This window comes from Streptomyces sp. BRA346 (assembly GCF_052851135.1).
The window spans coordinates 1-18513 of the sequence record NZ_JAIWIH010000033.1 but is presented as its reverse complement, the minus strand read 5'-3'; the positions used below and the strand labels follow the sequence as shown (position 1 = coordinate 18513).

General features: G+C 69.5%; 16 protein-coding genes and 3 pseudogenes. 11 read left to right on the top strand and 8 right to left on the bottom strand.

Translation table 11 applies throughout. The annotated features are described in order from the left end of the window. Positions 1 to 729: 729 nt before the first annotated feature. From LCH29_RS31820 to vioC, 4 genes are all read left to right on the top strand, one after another. Positions 730 to 2052: an MFS transporter gene (locus LCH29_RS31820; protein WP_446465151.1), complete on the top strand. Its 1323-nt coding sequence runs from the start codon at positions 730 to 732 to the stop codon at positions 2050 to 2052. Between the two features lie 73 nt (positions 2053 to 2125). Further along, positions 2126 to 3727 carry an MBL fold metallo-hydrolase gene (locus tag LCH29_RS31815; RefSeq protein WP_446465150.1) on the top strand — a complete coding sequence of 534 codons (1602 nt, stop codon included), beginning with the start codon at positions 2126 to 2128 and terminating at the stop codon, positions 3725 to 3727. Further along, positions 3724 to 4482 (top strand): thioesterase II family protein, encoded by a 759-nt coding sequence (locus LCH29_RS31810; protein WP_446465149.1) that lies wholly within the window; start codon positions 3724 to 3726, stop codon positions 4480 to 4482. Before LCH29_RS31815 ends, LCH29_RS31810 begins: the two co-directional genes overlap by 4 nt. After that, positions 4479 to 5516, top strand: a complete 1038-nt coding sequence (gene vioC / locus LCH29_RS31805) for an arginine beta-hydroxylase, Fe(II)/alpha-ketoglutarate-dependent (RefSeq protein ID WP_446465148.1) — start codon at positions 4479 to 4481, stop codon at positions 5514 to 5516. The genes LCH29_RS31810 and vioC overlap by 4 nt, the downstream gene beginning before the upstream one ends. A 647-nt stretch (positions 5517 to 6163) precedes the next feature. Here vioC and LCH29_RS31800 read toward each other — a convergent pair. The 3 genes from LCH29_RS31800 to LCH29_RS31790 form a co-directional block, all read right to left on the bottom strand. After that, on the bottom strand, positions 6164 to 7036 hold the full coding sequence (locus tag LCH29_RS31800) for a poly(ethylene terephthalate) hydrolase family protein (RefSeq protein WP_446465186.1): 873 nt from the start codon (positions 7034 to 7036) through the stop codon (positions 6164 to 6166). A gap of 218 nt (positions 7037 to 7254) precedes the next feature. Continuing rightward, entirely contained in the window at positions 7255 to 8652 is a 1398-nt protein-coding gene (locus LCH29_RS31795; RefSeq protein ID WP_446465147.1) for an FMN-binding glutamate synthase family protein, read from the bottom strand. A gap of 87 nt (positions 8653 to 8739) precedes the next feature. Next, positions 8740 to 10398, bottom strand: a complete 1659-nt coding sequence (locus LCH29_RS31790; protein WP_446465146.1) for a ricin-type beta-trefoil lectin domain protein — start codon at positions 10396 to 10398, stop codon at positions 8740 to 8742. A gap of 845 nt (positions 10399 to 11243) precedes the next feature. Between LCH29_RS31790 and LCH29_RS31785 the strand changes: the two genes are divergently transcribed. After that, on the top strand, positions 11244 to 11693 hold the full coding sequence (locus tag LCH29_RS31785) for a hypothetical protein (protein WP_446465145.1): 450 nt from the start codon (positions 11244 to 11246) through the stop codon (positions 11691 to 11693). Next, positions 11690 to 11860 (top strand): hypothetical protein, encoded by a 171-nt coding sequence (locus tag LCH29_RS31780; RefSeq protein WP_446465144.1) that lies wholly within the window; start codon positions 11690 to 11692, stop codon positions 11858 to 11860. Before LCH29_RS31785 ends, LCH29_RS31780 begins: the two co-directional genes overlap by 4 nt. 701 nt (positions 11861 to 12561) lie before the next feature. Here LCH29_RS31780 and LCH29_RS31775 read toward each other — a convergent pair. Together LCH29_RS31775 and LCH29_RS31770 are read right to left on the bottom strand one after the other, a co-directional pair. Next, positions 12562 to 13359, bottom strand: coding sequence for a tectonin domain-containing protein (locus tag LCH29_RS31775; protein WP_446465185.1), 798 nt, complete (start codon positions 13357 to 13359; stop codon positions 12562 to 12564). Between the two features lie 223 nt (positions 13360 to 13582). Beyond that, positions 13583 to 13885: a hypothetical protein gene (locus LCH29_RS31770; protein ID WP_446465143.1), complete on the bottom strand. Its 303-nt coding sequence runs from the start codon at positions 13883 to 13885 to the stop codon at positions 13583 to 13585. 329 nt (positions 13886 to 14214) lie between these two features. Here LCH29_RS31770 and LCH29_RS31765 point away from each other — a divergent pair, with 329 nt between their 5' ends. After that, positions 14215 to 14388: a hypothetical protein gene (locus tag LCH29_RS31765; RefSeq protein ID WP_446465142.1), complete on the top strand. Its 174-nt coding sequence runs from the start codon at positions 14215 to 14217 to the stop codon at positions 14386 to 14388. Positions 14389 to 14400: 12 nt separating this feature from the next. Here the strand turns inward: LCH29_RS31765 and LCH29_RS31760 are convergent, their stop codons facing one another. Then, a complete protein-coding gene (locus LCH29_RS31760) occupies positions 14401 to 14523 on the bottom strand; it encodes a hypothetical protein (protein ID WP_446465141.1) in 123 nt (40 codons plus the stop codon). A gap of 88 nt (positions 14524 to 14611) precedes the next feature. On the opposite strand from LCH29_RS31760, the pseudogene LCH29_RS31755 reads away from it, so the two are divergent. Beyond that, positions 14612 to 14758 (top strand): annotated as a pseudogene (locus tag LCH29_RS31755) (plasmid stabilization protein); the annotation flags it as partial. Between the two features lie 58 nt (positions 14759 to 14816). Here LCH29_RS31755 and LCH29_RS31750 read toward each other — a convergent pair. Both LCH29_RS31750 and LCH29_RS31745 read right to left on the bottom strand, forming a co-directional pair. Beyond that, the gene (locus LCH29_RS31750; protein ID WP_446465140.1) at positions 14817 to 15050 is read right to left on the bottom strand and encodes a DUF5133 domain-containing protein; all 234 of its coding nucleotides are present in this window, start codon (positions 15048 to 15050) and stop codon (positions 14817 to 14819) included. Between the two features lie 43 nt (positions 15051 to 15093). Further along, positions 15094 to 15972, bottom strand: coding sequence for a SigB/SigF/SigG family RNA polymerase sigma factor (locus LCH29_RS31745; RefSeq protein WP_446465139.1), 879 nt, complete (start codon positions 15970 to 15972; stop codon positions 15094 to 15096). Between the two features lie 772 nt (positions 15973 to 16744). Between LCH29_RS31745 and LCH29_RS31740 the strand changes: the two genes are divergently transcribed. The 3 genes and pseudogenes from LCH29_RS31740 to LCH29_RS31730 form a co-directional block, all read left to right on the top strand. Continuing rightward, positions 16745 to 17308 carry a DUF2243 domain-containing protein gene (locus LCH29_RS31740; protein WP_446465138.1) on the top strand — a complete coding sequence of 188 codons (564 nt, stop codon included), beginning with the start codon at positions 16745 to 16747 and terminating at the stop codon, positions 17306 to 17308. Continuing rightward, positions 17308 to 18134: pseudogene (locus LCH29_RS31735) on the top strand (cytochrome c oxidase assembly protein). Before LCH29_RS31740 ends, LCH29_RS31735 begins: the two are co-directional and overlap by 1 nt. Before the next feature lie 201 nt (positions 18135 to 18335). Next, positions 18336 to 18513 (top strand): annotated as a pseudogene (locus tag LCH29_RS31730) (B/F/G family RNA polymerase sigma-70 factor); the annotation flags it as partial.

Here is an 18513-nt window from a genome sequence, read left to right as displayed (position 1 = left end):
ACCCAGGCAGTGGATCTGAAAAAAATGGCCTGGGGTAGAAGAAATTCGCCCCAGGCCCGAGCTCAGCCCTGCAGCTTGTCGTACGAGCCGTAGCGCTTCACCTTGCCGCTGATCGGGGCCTTCTTCACGGGCTTCGGAGCGGTCTTCTCGGCCATGAGATCTCCTTCGGTCGATGAATCGGGCTACCGGGAATATTTCCTCGGCGACATCAGATTGCATGGCGGAAGAGCGTGTGTCAACAACCGATAGTCGGGTTTTTGATCAGGATGTAGAGCGCCTTTTCGGCCAGTGATGAGGCTCCTTTCGGCCGGGCGCGTAATTGGTCTGACCAGGCCATAGTCCGTGGTCATGCGTACTAATGGAATGTGGAAGTCCGTTAAGTGCTCGGGAGGCAATCACGGCTGGTTTTCTCCCTGGTTGCCACTGCCGGGACGGGGTGCCGTACGGTCCTGGCGGATGATCGGGAAGCCGGCCGGTCCGGTCGTGGATCGCGTCTTCCATTACTTGATCTTGACATCGGCGATCTTTTTGTCGGGTTACGCGGGTGTCCCCGTCCGGGTGTTTTCTGACAAGCTGTGGATTTGTCGGGCTGAGAACCGGGGTGGGGGACGGGATGAGAAAAGTCCTCAGGCAGTCGTGATCGACGGAGCTTGCGGGTAGATTTGCTCCTGCCGCCCGACCGGTCGAGTGGGCCAATCGGAATCCCTCATTCTGCGAACGGTGACCTGCATGAATTCACTCCAGCTCTTCCGTGTGAATCCGGACTTCAGGCGCTACTGGACGGCCCGGTCGATCTCCCTCATCGGGGACGGCGTGGCCATGGTCGCCCTGCTGCTGTTGGCCGGGAACAGTGACGCGGGAGCCGCTGGAGTCGCCGCCGTCCTCCTCGCCCAGTCGGTGCCCCGCTTCTTCGGCCCGGTCGCGGGCGCCTTGCCGGACCGGTTCGAGGTGCGGCGCATCCTGCTGGTGGCCGAACTCGGCCAGGGAGCCGTCTTCGTCGCCATCGCCGCCGTGCCGTCCACCACCGCGGCGCTGGTGCCGCTGGTGGCCCTCTCCTCCTGTCTGGCCACCGTCTTCGTCGCGGCCGGCCGCACCGTCATGCCCCGGCTGGTCGAGGAGCCCCAACTCATGTCGGCAAACGCGTGGATGGGCACCGCGTTCAACCTCCAGGCGGCCGCCGGCCCGGTGATCGGCGGTGCCCTCACCGCCGCCTTCGAGCCCCGGGGCGCGCTGCTGGTCAACGCGCTGACCTTCTTTGTCGGCGCCTTCTTCCTGCTGCGCCTGCCCCGGCTGGAGCCCGTACGGGACGCCACGGGCAAGCGCGGGAACTTCCTCGCGGACATCGGCGCCGGCCTGGTGTTCACTTGGCGCCACCGGGCGGCCCGGGTGATCGTGCTGCTGCTGCTCTTCGGCGTCCTGTTCGGATCGCTGGACAATGTGGCCCTCGTCCTGCTGGCCAGTGACGTCCTGGACGCCGGGCCGCTCGGTTTCGGGCTGCTCGGTACCGCCTCGGGCGTCGCCATGGTCGCCGCGTCCCTGTGGCTCACCCGCTCGGCGACGACGTTCTCGCCCGCGACGATCATGGCCGGCGGCTGGATCATCACCGGAGCCGGGCTCGCGGCGACCGGTCTCTCGCCGGTCCTGGCTGTCGCCGTCGCCGCGCAAGGGGTGGCGGGCATGGGCAACAGCCTCGCCATGGTCGGCGAGGAGACGCTGCTCCAGAAGAGCGTCCCGGCCGCCATGCTCGGCAGGGTCGGCGGGGCCGTCTCGTCCGCCGCCTTCGCCGGCAGCGCACTCGCTTACGCGGCCGGCGGCTATCTGGCCTCGGTCCTGTCCCCGCGGACCGTGCTGATCATCGCCGGCACCGGTCTGATGGCCGTCACCGCGGCCTGCGTACCCGCACTTCGCGTCGCCGGTCGGCAAGGCCGCGGGGCCACCACGGATGACGACGAACCCGGAACGAAGCCCCTGGCGAAGGACGATGCCGCACAGAGCGACGCGGCACAGGACGACGCCGCACAGGACGACGCCGCGCCGACCTCGCGGGCGTGAACGCCGTGAGCCGGGCTCGCGCCGCACCACCACAACGGCGCACAGCCGCCAGACCGAGACAGAAGGGCACGCCATGAGCGTCAACCAGAAGCGCTATCTGCACTCCTCCGTGGCGGCGCAGCCTCTGCTGCACCGCTGGTACGCGTGGCCCTATCTGATCGCACCGCACACCGGCGCGCTCAATCTGCGGGACCGGCTGCTGCCGATCCTGCGGAGCTACCTCCAGGGCGCGCATCTGCATGCCAAGGCCCTGGCCGACCCGGCACGCTACGGCGGTCCCTTCCTCGACCCGCAGGGGGCCTCCGACGCTGAGGTGGAGGCGCTGCTGAACCGGACGCTGTCCGCGGGAGAAGCCCGGCTGACGCTGGCCGACGACATCGACCAGCTCCGGCGCCTGCTCCGGGAGAAGGCGACGGGCGGCTCGCTGGAACCGCTGTACCCGGACGTTCCCGCGTCGCTGCGCGGCTGCGTCGAGCTGGTCTACGACACCGCCCATCGCCCCTCGTTCCGGTTCTTCGAGCCGCTGCTGTACCGCACGCCCGCGGCCGAGCCGCACAGCCAGAGCGTCTCCCTCGGCCCGGTGCCCACCCGGCAGCAGCCCTTCGTCTACGGGAGCCCGGTGCTGCCCCGGGCGGACCGGCTCACCGTCACCGTGCCCTTCTCCTCCGCCGACTGGGACGCGCTGTTCGCCGCCCGGCTGAACGCCACGGATGTGCGGGCTCTGGCGGAGCGGCTGGGCCTGGACGCGGCTGACCGTGACTACTTCCCGGCCCTCTTCACCGACGACGCGCCCGCGCCGTACGCCGGTGCCGAACCCGGCACCGTGCGCACGCGCTACTTCGGTCACGCCACCGTGCTGATCGAGACCTCCGACGGCTCGGTCCTGCTCGACCCGCTCATCGGCTACACCGACGACGGGCACGAGCACTTCACGATGGCCGATCTGCCGCCCCACATCGACGCCGTGGTCATCAGCCACTTCCACTCCGACCACTTCTCGCTCGAGACCTTGCTCCAGTTACGGACCAGGGTGGGGACGATCGTGGTCCCGCGTGCCTCGGGCGGGTCGCTTCAGGACCCCAGCCTGAAAACGATGCTGGAGGCGCTGGGCTTCGACCGGGTCCGGGAGGCGGGCGAGCTGGAGACGGTCCATGTCGCCGACCGCATGGACATCGTGGCGCTGCCGTTCATCGGTGAGCACGCCGACCTCGACATCCGGACCAAGATGGTGCCGCTGGTGCGGGCGCTGGGCCGGTCGTTCATGTTCGCGACCGACATCACCCCGATCGAGCCGAAGCTGTACGACATGGTGAGCGACGTGGTCGGACAGGTGGACGCGCTCTTCGTCGGCCTCGAATGCGTCGGAGCACCGCTCAGCTGGTTGTACGGCCCCCTCATGGAGGAGAAGCTGTCGCGCGAGCACAACCAGAGCCGACGGCTGAAGGGTTCCGACGCGGCGCTGGCGGACGGCCTGGCCCAGCAGGTGGGCGCCGGCCATGTGTACGCGTACGCCATGGGCCTGGAGCCGTGGCTGAAGCACCTGACCGGTTCGGACTTCGACCCGGAATCCGAACAGGTGCAGCAGAGCGCCCTGTTGAAGGAGCGGTGCGCCCGGCGCGGGGTCGGCTCGGAACTCCTCTACCGCCAGGCCGAGCGGGTATGGCAGGGCCGGTGACCGCAGACGGTTCCTGGTTCGTCGAATGGGCGCCGCCGAAGACGGCCAAGGTGCTTCTCGTCTGTCTGCCGCACGCGGGCTCGGGCGCCCATCAGTTCCGGAAGTGGCAGGAGCTGATGGGGCCGGAGGTCGCCGTACTCGCGGTGCAGCTTCCCGGGCGTGAGAACCGCTGGCGGCAACCTCCGGCGACAGACGCGGAGGAGGTCGTCGGGCAGCTGGCCCCCGCGCTGTCCGCCCGCCTCGACCTGCCGTACGTCGTGTTCGGCCACAGCATGGGGGCGCTGCTCGGGTACGAGCTCGCCCGCACGCTCGGATCCCGGCACGGGCAGTGGCCAGCGCGGTTCGTCGCGTCCGCCTGCCGTGCGCCGCACCGGCAGGGCGAGGACGCCGGGTCAGCGGAACTCAGCGACGGGCAGCTCGTGGCCGAGCTGATCCGGCGCGGTGTCGTGCCCGAGTACGTCGCCCGGGACGACCGGCTGGTGCGGCTCGTCGTCCGGCCGCTGCGGGGCGACCTGGCCATCTGCGACACCTACGTCCACACTGCGGGCGAACTCCTCCCCTGTCCCCTCAGCGCCTGGCGCGGCAGGGACGACACGGGGGTGACCCGGCAGCACATCCAGGAGTGGGGCGGCTACTCGGCCGCCGGCACGACGGTGCGCACCTTCGACGGGGGCCACCTCTACCACCTGGCGAACTCGCAGGAAGTCACCGATGGGCTGCGCCGACTGGTGACTTGTATGGAGGAGGAGAAATGACCACGACCACGGATACTGCCTCCCGGACGGGGCTCCGGCTGACCGCCGGGGAAGCGGAGGAGACCGCCGCGCTGGCGCTGGAGGTCTCGCGGCGGTTTACGGCCGCGGACGATGCCGCGCTCCTTCAGGAACTGCCGCTCCTGGCCTCCGGGCTCCCACCGCGCGTCCAACGGTTCCTGCGCGCGTTCTCGCTGGACCAGCTGAACGGGTTCTGCACGATCGCCGGGCACACGGTGGACGAGGACCGCATCGGCCCCACTCCGGTGCACTGGAAGGACGACACCCGGCCGCACGGCGAGTTCCCCGAGGAGATCCTGCTCCTGCTCTACGCCGCTCTCCTCGGGGAGCCGTTCGGCTGGGCCACGCAGCAGGACGGCCACCTGGTCAACGACGTGTTCCCCATCAAGGAGTACGAGCACCAGCTCCTGGGCACCGGCAGCAAGAAGGCGCTCACCCTGCACACCGAGGACGCCTTCCACCCCTACCGTGCCGACTACATCATCCTCGCCTCGCTGCGGAATTCGGGCCGGGTCCCCGTCATCGTGGCGGAGGCGGACTTCACGGCGCTGGACCGGGACGACGTCGCCATCCTCTTCGAGGAGCGCTTCACCATCATTCCGGACAGCTCGCACCTCCCCAGGAACAACACCGTTCGCAGTGAGGCCGACCGGCTCCACTTCGAGAGCATCGAGAAGATCATCAACGAACGCAGGCCCGTGTCGGTCCTGTTCGGATCGCGGACCGCACCGCTGCTCCGCTTCGACGCGTCCCACATGGCGGCCGTCGAGGGGGACGAGGAGGCCGCCAGGGCGTTCGCCGCCGTGCATGATCTGCTCAGCCGGAACCTGCACCCGGTCGGGCTCGAAGCGGGCGAATTCGCCTTCCTGAACAACCACCGTGTGGTTCACGGGAGAAGCTCGTTCGTCGCGCGCTACGACGGCTTCGACCGCTGGCTCAAGCGGATCAACGTCACCCACGATCTGCGGAGGTCGCGCAGCCTGCGACGGACCACGGGATCGCGGCTGATCGGATAGCCGCCGTACGAGAAGGAGCTGTTCCAGCGGCCGGACCGGTCGCCGACGACGACCGGGCTGGTGGCCAGCAATGGTTACAGCCCCTCGTCGCTGGAGGCGCTCGCCGATCCCGGGACCGGGACGACTCGCGTCACCACGTACGCGGACCGGACCGCTACAGCCCTTGCCCCCGCCGATCGACGACCCGGACACATCAGCCCGCCTCAACATACGTCGACGGGTGAGGTTTCCAGCAAGGGCAGTGCTCGACGCCGGGATGTGTGCCGGGTTGTGGGATATCCACAAGATGGGCGCTTGATCCGGAACGGGCGAAGGGGCCGCGCCCGCCGGAGAGCGGCGGGGGCGACCCCTTCGGGCTCATGAGGCGTCAGGTGCGGGCTGGTCAGTCGTCGACGTTGTCGTCGTGGTCGACGTGCTGGTCCAGGACCGGCCCGGTCGTAGGTGACCTTGTCGCCCGTTCGTGCGGCGTGTTGTGCTTCCTTCGGCGGGCCCTGTCGCGCCCTTCCGACACCCACTACGTTGCCGAACCGAACCTGAACGCAGCCTGAAACCCTGAAGTCGTCTTCAGGTTGGGGAGTTTCCGCAGGCCGAACGCGTACGTGAGGAGGGCTCCTGCGGTGGACCGCAGGAGCCCTGCGCGGACCCGCTCAGAACGGACAGGTGTCCTGCCAGCGCGTGACCAGGGAGGAGTTGTTCTTGTCCGACTCCCGCGCGGCGCCGCACAGGAACGGGCCGAAGCGGGTGTCGCCGTACAGCCAGCGGCTGAAGAACGACACGATCCACTTGCCCTGCTTGGCCTTGTTGCCGTAGCCGGTCATCGGGCAGAGGTGGTCGCCGGGAACCTCGATGTAGAGCTTCTCGGCCTGGGACATGGAGTTGTACCAGGGCAGAGCGTAGGTGTTGCCGTGGGCGACGGGGTCGCTCTGACAGGTCATGAAGAAGGTGGGGTCGGTGACGCCGGAGAAGTTCTGGTTCGGGTTGTACGGGGCCAGGGGCACGCCCGCCTTGAAGCGGGAGTCGTCCCGGAGGGCCGCCATCACCCCGCCGCCGCCCATCGAGTGACCGGCCGCACCGAGCGTGCCGTTCACCTTCCCGTGGATCGGGTTGCCGGCGGTAGAGCTGAACGAGAGCAGCTGGGCGCCGGCGGCGCTGATCTGGCGCCCGCGCGACGCGGGGTCGTCGCTCAGCGTGCGGGTGCCGACGTTGATGACGACGAAGCCCCAGGAAGCGAGGCGGGGCGCGAGCCACTGAAGGTTCTGCTGGGTGCCTTGATAGCCCGGCATCAGCACGACGCCCGGGTACGAGCCGTCGGCCGTCGGGTAGGTGATCGTGCCGGACCCGTACCCGCTCGGACGGGGGACGGTGTAGCCGGCAGTGGCCAGCGGCCCGTTCGTGGCCTCGAGCGAGGCGGTGGTCGGATTCGGGATCCGTGGGAGGGACTGCCGCTCGGCGGCAGCGGTCGGTGTGGCGGAGACGGTCAACAGCGCGGAGACGAGGGTGGCCGCCAGCACGAGCAGCATGGCCACGGCCCGGGACCGTAACGGCGAAGTCCTCACGGACGAAAGACGGGTTGGACGCATCGATGGACCTCCAGGATGCGGCGCGGGGGCGCGCTGTCGGAAGCGCAGCGCGACCGCAGCGTAAATTGCGCTACGGACACATGGAAGGTGCACGCAGGGCGGAGTCTGGAGCGACCGGCTCGGGCTCTGCTCGACCGCCCCGGCGAGGAGCCCGCGGGTCAGACCGTGAAGCGGTCGGGGTCGGCGGCGGCCCAGTCCTCGGCCCACGTCGCCGGGGGATCGGCGAGCAGTTGCCCGGGGCCCAGCCATTCGTACAGCTCCGCGTGGGAGCGGACGGTGAAGGGGTCGACCCGCGTCCGCAGCATGTGCGGACGCAGTTCGGCGGGTTCATGGACGCCCATGGACGCCATGATCTGGAGGGCGCCGCGGACCGTGGCTCGCTGGAACCGCTCCACGCGCGCCGACTTGTCACCCACATCCAGGGCGCGGGCCCGCTTCGGGTCCTGCGTGGCCACCCCGACGGGGCAGGTGTTGGTGTGGCAGCGCTGGGCCTGGATGCACCCGGTGGCGAACATCATCGCCCGCGCCGCGTTGGTGTAATCGGCCCCCTGCACCATCCGCTTGACCATGTCGCTCCCGGTGGCGACCTTGCCGCTGGCGCCGATCCTGATCCGGGCCCGCAGCCCCGTGCCGACCAGTGCGTTGTGCACGGTGATCAGGCCCTCGGTCAGCGGCGTGCCCACATGGTCGGCGAACTCCAGCGGAGCCGCGCCGGTGCCCCCTTCCGCCCCGTCCACCACGATGAAGTCCGGGGTGACGCCCTCGCTCAGCATCGCCTTGCAGACGGCCAGAAACTGCTGACGGGACGTGAGGCAGAGCTTGAAGCCGGTGGGCTTGCCGCCCGCCAGCTCCCGCATCCGGCCGATGAACAACACCAGCTCGCGGGGTGTGGAGAACACCCGGTGGTACGGAGGCGACACCACGGTCCGCCCCTGGGGCACGCCGCGCACCGATCCGATCTCCGCGTTGACCTTGCTGCCCGGCAGCACCCCGCCCATGCCCGGCTTCGCGCCCTGCGACAGCTTGAGGGAGACACACTTCACCTGGTCATGGGCCGCCTTCTCGGCGAACGTGGTCGCCTCGAAGTCGCCTTCGTCCGTCCGGCACCCGAAATACCCGGTGCCGATCTCCCAGATCAGATCGCCGCCGTGGCGCAGATGGTATTCCGACAGCCCGCCCTCACCCGTGTCCTGCGCGAAGCCGCCCTGGGCCGCACCGCGATTGAGAGCGAGGATCGCGTTGGTCGACAGCGAACCGAAGCTCATCGCCGAGATGTTCAACAGCGCCATGTCGTAGGGCTTGCTACAGTCCGGCCCGCCGACCCGCACGGTGGGCGGCTGGTCCGGCGTGGCCCTGGGGGCCAGCGACGGCACCAGGAACTCGTACCCTGCGGCACCGACGTCCCGCTCCGTTCCGAACGGCTCCTCGGCATCCACGCCCTTCGCCCGCTCGTACACGATGCTGCGCACATCGCGGTCGTACGGGCGGCCGTCGTAGTTCCGCTCGATGAAGTACGGCCGAACCCAAGCGGCGACGCTGCTCGTTGAGCAGTTCATGGACGGGACAAGGGCGACTTCCCGGAGGCTGGTTGGGCCGACTGCGGTCGGCCCGACCAGGTCGAGCTCCCGAACGCTCCTACGGCGTCACGGTGTTGGGGGAGGCTGGTCGGTCGCGGTGGAGTACGGAGCGAAGGACCAGATCTGGCTGCCGAGCGGGGAATCGCACCGCGTGGCCTGCACGATGTCCAGGCGATCTCCCAGCTCGTTGTCCCCGGACAGGGACAGGCAGACTCCGCCTGGCGTGTCCTCGGCCTGCCTGCTCTGCAGCCGGAAGGCTTTCCCCGCGTACGGGTCCACCTTCCACAGCTGCGCGGAGGAGTCCGTGCAGGGATTCAGATCGACGCCGGCCGGCGAGTCACTGAAGGGAGGCGGATCGCCGAGCTCGACGCACTCGCGGGTGACGGGGTCGCGCAGCCGCAGATACTCGCCCCGCCATTCCATGCTCCATTCCGCCCCGGTGGGGGTGGGGGCCGTGTGGCGCTGTTCGGCGCGCACGGTCGTGGTCGGCAGGCCGCGGGGTTCACCGGTCAGCATCTGACCGGTGTAGAGGTTCTGCAGGCCCTCCGATCCCGTGTAGGCGACCGGCAGATCCCCCGTCTCGAAATTGGGCTCGTTGAGGTCTTGGTGCTGCTGCGGAAGGGTCCAGTGCTGTCCGTCGACGTCCGCGCACCGCCGCATCCTCACAAAGGAGGTCTCGCTACTCCCCTGCTCCACGCATTGCCCGGTGCGCACGCTACGGATCTGGTACTGGTCATTGCCCAGCGAGACAAATTCGAACCGCTGGTGAGAGAGGGAGTTGGAACAGTCACGCAGGGACAGGGTGTGCGGCTCAAGGGTGGACACCGTGGCGCATTCGCCGCCGGGCTCTCGGATCCGGAGGCCGGCGTTGTCGTCGAATTCGATGTCGAACCGCTGGGAAGCGTCCTCGGGATCTCGCCTCTGCGTTTCGAGCCATTCGCCGCTCCACGGTGCAGCCGTGGGGGCCAGCACCGTGCCGGTCTGCATGCTCTCGATGTAGCGGGAGCTGCTGAACAGACGGCGGGGCTCGGTCGGGGTACGCAGGGGGCCGACAGCGGCAGCGAAGTGGTCGGCGGTGGCCCCGGGCTGCCGCTCTCTCGGATGGTTGGGGATGTCGGCAGAAGACACGGCGAAGTCCAGCTCCCGCCCTCCCACCTGCGTGGGCTGGCCCGTGCTGTACACGCGCGAGCCGGCCGGAATGACGAGGTCGGTCGGCTCCCTGTTGAAGTCGCCCATCACGGTCCACTGCCGCCCCGGCTGCTGGCTCACGAAGGCGTCGACGCGGGCGAGCATGTCCCGCGCGTCACGGCCGCCGGTGGTCTCGTTGCCGCTCAGAGCGTGATAGCTGAAGTACCAGTCGTCATCGAAGCGGACACCGACCATCGCGCGCCCGTTGCGGTGGGGGTTGGGGATCGCCGTGACTTCGTCGGCCTCCCGCTGGGTGAGCAGCGCGACGTTGTTGCGGTTGCCCACGTAGGTGCCGCGGTTCGGGTCGGTCTGCAGGAAGTAGACCTCGTAGCTCTCGTGACCGAACCTCCAGCGGTGGTGCTGGATGAAGTTGCCCCGCCCGATCGCCGGCAGTCCCGCGATGTTGGCGCTGTTGTCGACGAACTCTCCGGGCGGCGTCGGTCCCGCCTCCTGTATCGCCACGATCTCAGCGGACCTGGCGTAACGACCCACCGTGGTGGTCCACTTGGTGTCCGACCCGCTGTCGGCGCCCAACATGTTGTACGTGATCAGCGGCGTGCTCCGCAGCGGCGCGGCCTGGGCCGGGCCTGCCGGGACCGCCACGAGCAGCACGGAGGCCGCAAGCGTGGCCAGCGCAATGAATCCGGCGGTGATGCCGCGCCGGCGTGGCCTGGTGGCAGCACCAGACTGCCCGGGGCACCGTCGCGGGACGGCACCCCGCCATAGGGTTTTCCTCACTCTCCTCATGCCTCTCCCTTGGAGCGAACGGATCGGATCGTGCGGCTCGGCGGGGCACGCCCGGGCACAGTCCTCACCCGGCACATCAGCCCCTGAAGGCGCTCCATGGACCACCCGGACACAGCCGGGACACACGCCCCCGTGCTGGTACGGTTTACCTCGCCCTTCCCCGGTTCCCGTTCAGGTTCCGTGTTCTGCACGGTGCACCGATAGGGCTCCTTCAGCCAAGATCCGCGCGCGCCCAGGCCGAATACCCGTCCTTGCCACGCTGCCGCGTGCGCTGCTCGGACCGTCACGGGGACTCGGCCCCGGTCCGCTGGTCTCGGGCGGGCAGGATGCCCAACTGGTGCGGGACATCGACCTGGACTTCGTCGTAGATCGCACTGCTTTCGCAGAACGACACTGCCGGGTGATGGCGGGTTCTGGACTCACGCTCTGGATCCCACCGGGGACCCCCTGCCGCCCGCGCTGTCGGCAAACGACGGCACCCTCAAGTGATCAACGCACCACCCACGGATGATCATGTGATCGTGGAGGCACGGGTGCGTGACTACGGGTTATCGCCAGCTCAGCAGGATGAGATCTGGAGACGCTGGCGCGACGGGCAGTCGTTCGGCTTGATCGGGCGGGCGCTCGGGGCACCGATGCAGTACGCCCGTCGGTTCCTGTACCAGAGCGGCGGCGTCCGCCTCACCCCCGGCGAACTGCTGTCCACCGTGAAGTTCATGGTGCAGACCCTCGCCGCCGGCGAATTCCAGCGCGAACTCCAGCGCGAGCTGATCTACGACGGACTGCGAGCCGCAGAAGCCAAGGGCCGCAAGGGCGGACGCCGCCCCGCCGTCCCGGCCGCGAAGACCGAAAGCGTCCGTACCTCGTACCTGGAAGGCAGGTCCATCGCGGCCCTCGCCCGCGACCACGGCGTCAGCCGCGGCGCCATCCGCACCGCCGTCGCCGACCTCCTGCCCGAGCACACGGCCGCCGACCCGGTCACTCCGGCACCGGAGCTGTCCTCGACATGCCGGGCAAGGTGGCCGGCTTCCTCCGCGCCGCCGAGCTGGAGCCCGCCGAGCGCGCCACGCTCGACCAGGGCGTGACCGTACGCCGAGGCCAGGGCTACACCCTTCGCGTCACGGCCGTGGCGGTCCACCGCCAACTCCTCGACCTCTGCCAGACCCTCGACGGCACCGCGGCGGTCCCGGCCCAGCGCAAGGCCCGCCGCGAGTACGCGAACCGCGTCAGCACCCTGAGGGGCGGCATCTGAGGGGGCGGGGAGTCACCGCAGACCAGGGGCCACTCCGTTGTTTTCTCGGCGAGTACTACTGGCCCAGCTTGGTGAGGTTCCCACCGGCTTCGTGTTCAACGACAGTGGCGGGCTGATCCACTACAGGTACGGGCTCTTGCCGGCCGTACCCCAGCCCAACCAGGCACCGAACGTGTGGGGCGATGCCTACTTCAGCCTGGGGTCCGGCTGGGCGGACGTGCGCGTGAGGGTGGAGTTCATGACGGCACGAAGTGGCTGCCCGCTGAGGGGACGTCGACCAGGGCATCGGCCGCTACACCAAGAAGCTTTCTCAGGGGATCCAGAAAATCCAGGTCGGGCGGGTGAAGAAGAGCAGTAGCGACGTCGTGGACGACAACCCGGTCGGCTGGCTCCTGGAATACCTGTAGCCGTCCTGAACGCGGTCAGCACCAACGGTCCGAGCCCGGCGGGTAGGGCGGACACGGACCCATCAAACACGTACTCATCGAGGACGCGCTCGACGGCGACCGCGACGCCGGATGGGACGCGGGCGACGAGTACGAGTGGGTGCGGTGAACACGGCTGCTGCCCGGGCAAGGGGCCGTCTCGTTCCCCGCCCGGGCGCCTGGAGCCCTCCCTGGCCGTCAGGGCCTCACCCACGGCAGGCCGGGCAGCTGCGGGTGCGCAGGTGCTGGCCGCCGTCGTAGACGTGCAGGGCGACGTCAGCTCGGCTGGTCTCCGGTGTACCGGTAGATCTCGCCGGCGGCGTTGACGTGCCACACGGTGCCGTCAGCCCCGGCGGCGATATCGACGGCGGTTCCGGGAATCTTGATCCACGGGTTGCCGCCGGCGGCGTCGTTGTTGGTGTACCGGTAGATGCTGCCGCCCGGATCCACGCCCCACACGTTCGTCCGGGAACCGGCCGCGATGCGCTTGAGGCTGCCGGAGACCTTCTGCCACACGGCCGAGCTGTTCTGGTCCCCGGTGTAGCGGTAGATCTCGTTGCCGCTGTTGACGTGCCACACGGTGCCGTCGGCGGCCGCGCCGATGTCGACGCCAGCGCCGTCGATCTTGATCCACGGGTTGCCGCCGGCGGCGTCGTTGTTGGTGTACCGGTAGATGCTGCCGCCCGGATCCACGCCCCACACGTTCGTCCGCGAGCCCGCATCGATGCGCTTGAGGCTCCCGTTGACGCCCACCCAGTTCGTGGACCCCTGGTCTCCGGTGTACCGGTAGATCTGGTTGTTGCCGTTGACACCCCATACGGTGCCGTCCGCCGCGGCGCCGATGTCACTCAGCCCCCCAGGGATGAGGACCCAGGGGCTGATGTCGTAGTTGGTGTAGTGGTAGATCGCGCTCCCGCTGTTCACGCCCCACACCGTCGTCCTGGACCCCGCCGAGATCGCACTGAGAGCGCCTCCGACCTTCACCCAATCCGCCATGCGAGCACACCCCTTCTCGAACCGGTAGCAACCGCCGTGCTCGGCGACGGTATGGGCTGATGAAGTGGGTGAACACATGGTCTTGTATCGAATAAGCCGCGAAATAGGCGTTTCAACCCCCGGCCTCCTTACGGGAGCGGAGGCCAGAAGCGCCTCGGCCGGCAGCATCTTGACGCGAAGCCTTGTCCCACCCAGGGGGGATCGACACGAGGGCCGGTTTATGCCTCCCGCCGGGTCGGCCCTGCCCAAGGGAGGCGGACGGGACCGACGCGCGGATCCGGTAGAGGAGCAGTAGTCAGACTCAGGGTTCCAATTCCAGGCAGAGCCCGACCTGGTGACCGCCGGCTCGGCCCTGCACAGGCGTCAGGACGCTGCTTCCGTCAGAGGCGACCGGCACGCTGGTGGTGGACAGGGCGGCGTACGCCTGGGCGAGCTGAACAAGAGCAGCAGCGGCCCCACCCGGGTACTTGTCCACGACTGTCTTTGCTTCCTGCGCGATGGCGGTGAGCAGCGCCTCACGTGCCTCGCCGGCGGCGGGAACCTCCCGCACTTTGATCACGCCTGCCGAGCTGGGCTCGGCGGGCGTGACATCACGGATCTCCATGTCGCTCCTTCACTCGCACCAGGGCGCGGGCCACAGGGGCACGCAGGGCCGGATGCCTGCTGGCATGAGAGCGAGTCTGTCAGGGACGCCCTCTTTCGAGGGCTGAAGATCACGGAGTGGGCGGGATCCGGTCAATCACCCCGGCCGGATGCCTCAAGAGTGCGGACCACACAACAGCACCTGCCCTGAGTCTCAACCGCTCAGGCCCGGCAAAACCCCCGCCGGATGTCGAACAGCACACCTGTCCGAAGGGTGACGCCCAGCCCGGCTCGCCGTGCCGCTCGCGCGGCGGTGCGGTCGCCTCCGCCTACCGCACCCGCCACTTCACCATGGTGCCCCGGCTGAAGAAGGCGCTGCGGGTGCCCACCCCAGCCGACCGCTGGCCGGGCCGGCCGTGGCGGCCGGGCACCTCGCCGCCGGCACCGATCGACCTGGATCTGCCGAGCGCGGACATCCGCATCGGCTACGGCCTCGGGGAACATCGGTACAGCGGTTGGTGCTGAGAACGATCTTGATCAGGGCGTGAGGGCGCGGAGCCGGTTCTCGTACTCGCGGCGGGCCTTGCGCTGGGCCGGGACGGCGGGGAGGTCCTGGGTGCCGTCGAGCGGCTGGCAGCGGGCGAGGAGCTGGCGGTGCACGGCGGGGGGCGGCGGTCACGCGCAGGGTGTGGCCCTGGCCGCACCGTACGGCCGCCCCCTGGTCGAGCGCGGCGCGCTCGGCGGGCTGTCCGCGCCGCAGCGAGGCGGCGAGCGTTCCCACCGTGGCCCCGAGGGCCCCACTCGCGACCAGTTGTACAACGAGGCCAAGCAGCGTGGCATCGAGGGCCGCTCGAACATGACCAAACAACAGCTGGCCCGGGCGCTCGGCCGCTGACCGGCATCGCACCGCCCTTCGGGGGCGGTGCGATGCAGTCGTCAGCCTGAAGGGGTGCTCAGGCGTCCGGAGCAAGGACGGAGTCGTCTTCGGTCCGGGCGCCGGGGAGTTGGTGGCGGGCGGCGATCAGGGCAGCGTCGACATCGCGGGTGCCGGTGGCGGTGCACAGCGTGTAGACGATGTCATCGAGGCGCTGCTGGGCCTCCGGACCGCCGTTCTCGGCATGCAGGGCGTAGAGGGTTTCGTACTGCTGGACGAGGTCGGCGAGAACCGCGGGGTGGGCCATGAGCATGGCGGGTTCCTTCTCTGTCGTCGTTGACGGGTGGCGCGGGACGTCAGGCGGCAGCCGGGATCCTTTGGTGCTGTGGGTCGGCCTCGACCTCTTCGCGGATGGTGCGGCAGCTGCGGGAGATGAGGCGGGACACGTGCATCTGGGAGATCCCCAGTTCCTCGCCGATGTGGGCTTGGGTCATGTCGCGGAAGAACCGCAGGTACAGGATGTGCTGCTCCCGCTCGGGAAGCCGGTGCAGGCAGGGCTTGACCGCTTCCCGGGCGATGACCGTCTCGTAGCGGGCCTCGGGTCGGCCGAGGGTGTCGGCTAGCGAGTAGCCGTCGTCCGCGCCGGTCAGCTCGGCGTCCAGGGACAGGGAGCGGTAGCTGTCGATGGCTTCCATTCCGGTGCGCACGTCCTCCTCGTCCATACCGGCGGCTTCGGCGATCCGGGCCACGGTGGGGGAGCTGTCGGCGCCTTGCGCGGCGGCCAGCTCCTGGAGGGTGGCGCGGACCTTGTTGCGCAGCTCCTGTACGCGCCGGGGTACGTGCAGGTCCCAGCTGTAGTCGCGGAAGTAGCGCCTGATCTCCCCCACGATCGTGGGGATCGCGTACGGCTCGAACGGGCCGCCGCGCTGGGGGTCGTAGCGGTCGACGGCCTTGACCAGGCCCACTGCCGCGACCTGTTTCAGGTCATCCAGGCTCTCTCCGCGGTTGCGGTAGCGGCCGGCGAGGCGGTGGGCCATCGGGAGCCAGGCGGCGACCAGTTGCTCGGCGAGCAGCTCGCGCTCGGGCCCCTCGGAGGCCGCAGCCAGCCGTTCGAAGTCGGCCGTGGTGTCGGGGCGTCGTCGTGACGGTCGCGGGCGTGCGCTGGTGTGGTGCTGATCGGTGTCATCCGCTCTGCTCCTGCGCTCGTTGCTGTTCAGCAGGGCGGGAGGCCACACAGCGCGTGCGCGCGGCTCCCGCCAGGTGTGCCTGCTTTCCGAAGCACCTCGGTCTCTGACTCTCCTGGCCCAGCGCACTCACGTCAAACCACCGGTCCTCGTTCGGTGCAACCACCGCGAAAAGGGGCACTGGGGCACGGGGACCGGGAGGGCCCGCGCATTTCGGCGTCCACCGGTCGGCGAGCACGGCGGAGGGCAACGCGGGAGGGGACGACGGTGCCGCACGGTGGGTGGGCGCGGGCGTGGCAGTGGCTGGGGCGGGCCAAGTCCGTGGTGGGACGTGGGCCGCAAGCCCTGGAGTTGATCGGCAAGAGCCCCTTGGCGGCAGGCGCGTCGTGGTACGTGGCACATGACCTGGTGGCCGCGCAGACCCCCGCGTTCGCGCCGTTCTCGGCCGTGCTGATCACGCAGGTGACCGTCTACCGATCGATGCTCCAGGCCCTGTGTTGCCGCGCCAGGCCGAAGAGCTGTGCGCGGCCGCCACGAGGGTCCAGGACACTGGATCGGGGACGGTGTCGATCCGCACGTCCGCCGTGCCGTGCCACGTCAGGGCCTTCATCGCGCTCCTTGTCCGCGTCGCTCAGGTGGGTTTCGCCCCGGCGATTGCCCGATTCGAAGACGGGCACACGAGTCATGCCGGGAGCGGGCGCCCTCGCGATTCCGCACGTACACGGAAGGGGGAACTTCCGCCCCCGGCGTGACACCAGCCACCACGGGGGGAAACGCACGGTGACGGACGATCCGCTCACCCCTGGAGGGATGGAGACAGCTGATGGCGACCACTGCTGACGGGGCCTTGCCGGAGAGGAAGGCGGCCCGCGGTCTTCAACTGCCGGGAATCATCCTGGGGGTCGGGCTCGGAGGGTTCGTCGACGGCATCCTGCTGCACCAGCTGCTCCAGTGGCACCACATGCTCACCAGTACGAACCACGACCGCATCGGGGTGAAGTACTACAGCCCGCACTCCGTGTCCGGCCTGGAGATGAACACGGTCTGGGACGGCATCTTCCACACCGTGTGCTGGCTCGCCGTCCTGACGGGCCTGGCGATCCTCTACTCCCGCGTCACCCTTCACCGCCGCCGCGTGTGGTCCTCCCGGGTGTTGTGGGGATGGATCCTGGCCGGGTGGGGCCTGTTCAACCTCGTCGAAGGCGTGCTGGACCACCAGCTTCTCGGAATCCATCATGTGCACGGCGGGCCGCACCAGATGTGGTGGGACATCGGCTTCCTCGTGCTGGGAGCCCTGCTGTTCGCCGGTGGCTACGGGCTCCAGCGGGGCGGGCGCCCCTTCGATCCCGAGGCCCCGGACGTCCGGCGGCCCGGGCGGCCCGCCTGATGGGCGGCGGCCACCCGCACACCGGTCACGGTGCGGGCGGCGGCGTCCTGGAGGCCGCGCTGCCCGCCATCGTCATGCTCCTGTGCGTCTGCGGCTATCTTCGGCTGGCCCATCGGGCCAGGCTCCGCAACCCGGGGCGGGGCTGGAGCCGGTGGCGGTCGACCTCCTTCGCGACCGGGTCCCTCCTGCTGGCCGTGGCGCTGCTGCCGCCGTTGGCTACTCTCGCGCACACCGACTTCCGGGGCCACATGGCCCAGCACCTTCTCATCGGCATGTACGCCCCGCTCGCCCTCGTTCTCGGCGCCCCCGTCACCCTGCTCCTGCGGAACCTGCCCGCCGCCCACGGCCGACGGCTGGCCACGGCCCTGCACAGCCGACCCGCCCGGCTCCTGACACACCCGGCCACCGGGCTGCTGCTGGCCTCCGGCAGCCTGCTGGTGCTCTACTTCACCCCGCTCTACCGCGCCGCCACGCACTGGCCGCCCGGGCACTGGCTGATGCACGTTCACTTCCTACTGTCCGGCTGCCTCTTCGCCCATGTCATCCGGGCCCCGACCCTGCCGCCGGGCGCCCCGGCGTACCGGCCCGCCTGGTGTGGCTCGGCTGCGCCATCGCCCTCCACGCAGGGCTGTCGCAGCTGATGTACGGCGGGTTCTGGATCGACATCCCGGCCCCTGCCGTCGAAGTCCGGGGAGCGGCGGAAATCATGTACTACGGCGGTGACTTCGCCGAGCTCCTGCTCGCCGGCGCGCTCGTCGCCGGGTGGCGCCCCGAGCGCCGAACAGGTCGCTGCACGACAGCGATCCGCCACCGCGTCAGCGTGTGATCGGACCGCCCGGTCAACCCGCGGGCCACACGACGGGATTGTTTGCGGGTGCTCGCGCCGGGCAGGCGCATCAATGTGCTTCGGAACAGAGGCACGCCCACGGGAGCGGTTCGGCTGCTCGGGGTGTGCTCTGTTCAGCGCCCCCGGCAGGCAGATTTCTCCCGGATGCTCATTCCTGCGTTCAGAGGGAGAGATCTGCGCATGACTGTCGTACGCACACGAAGCAAGCACTCGCATGACGACGCTCCCGACACCTCCGCCGAGTTCCGGCGTATGGCCGCTTTGCCCGAGGGTCCCGAGAAGGAGGCGCTGCGGCAGGATGTCGTGCGGGCCTGGATGCCGATGGCGGAGCGGCTGGCCCGGCAGTTCCGCAACCGCG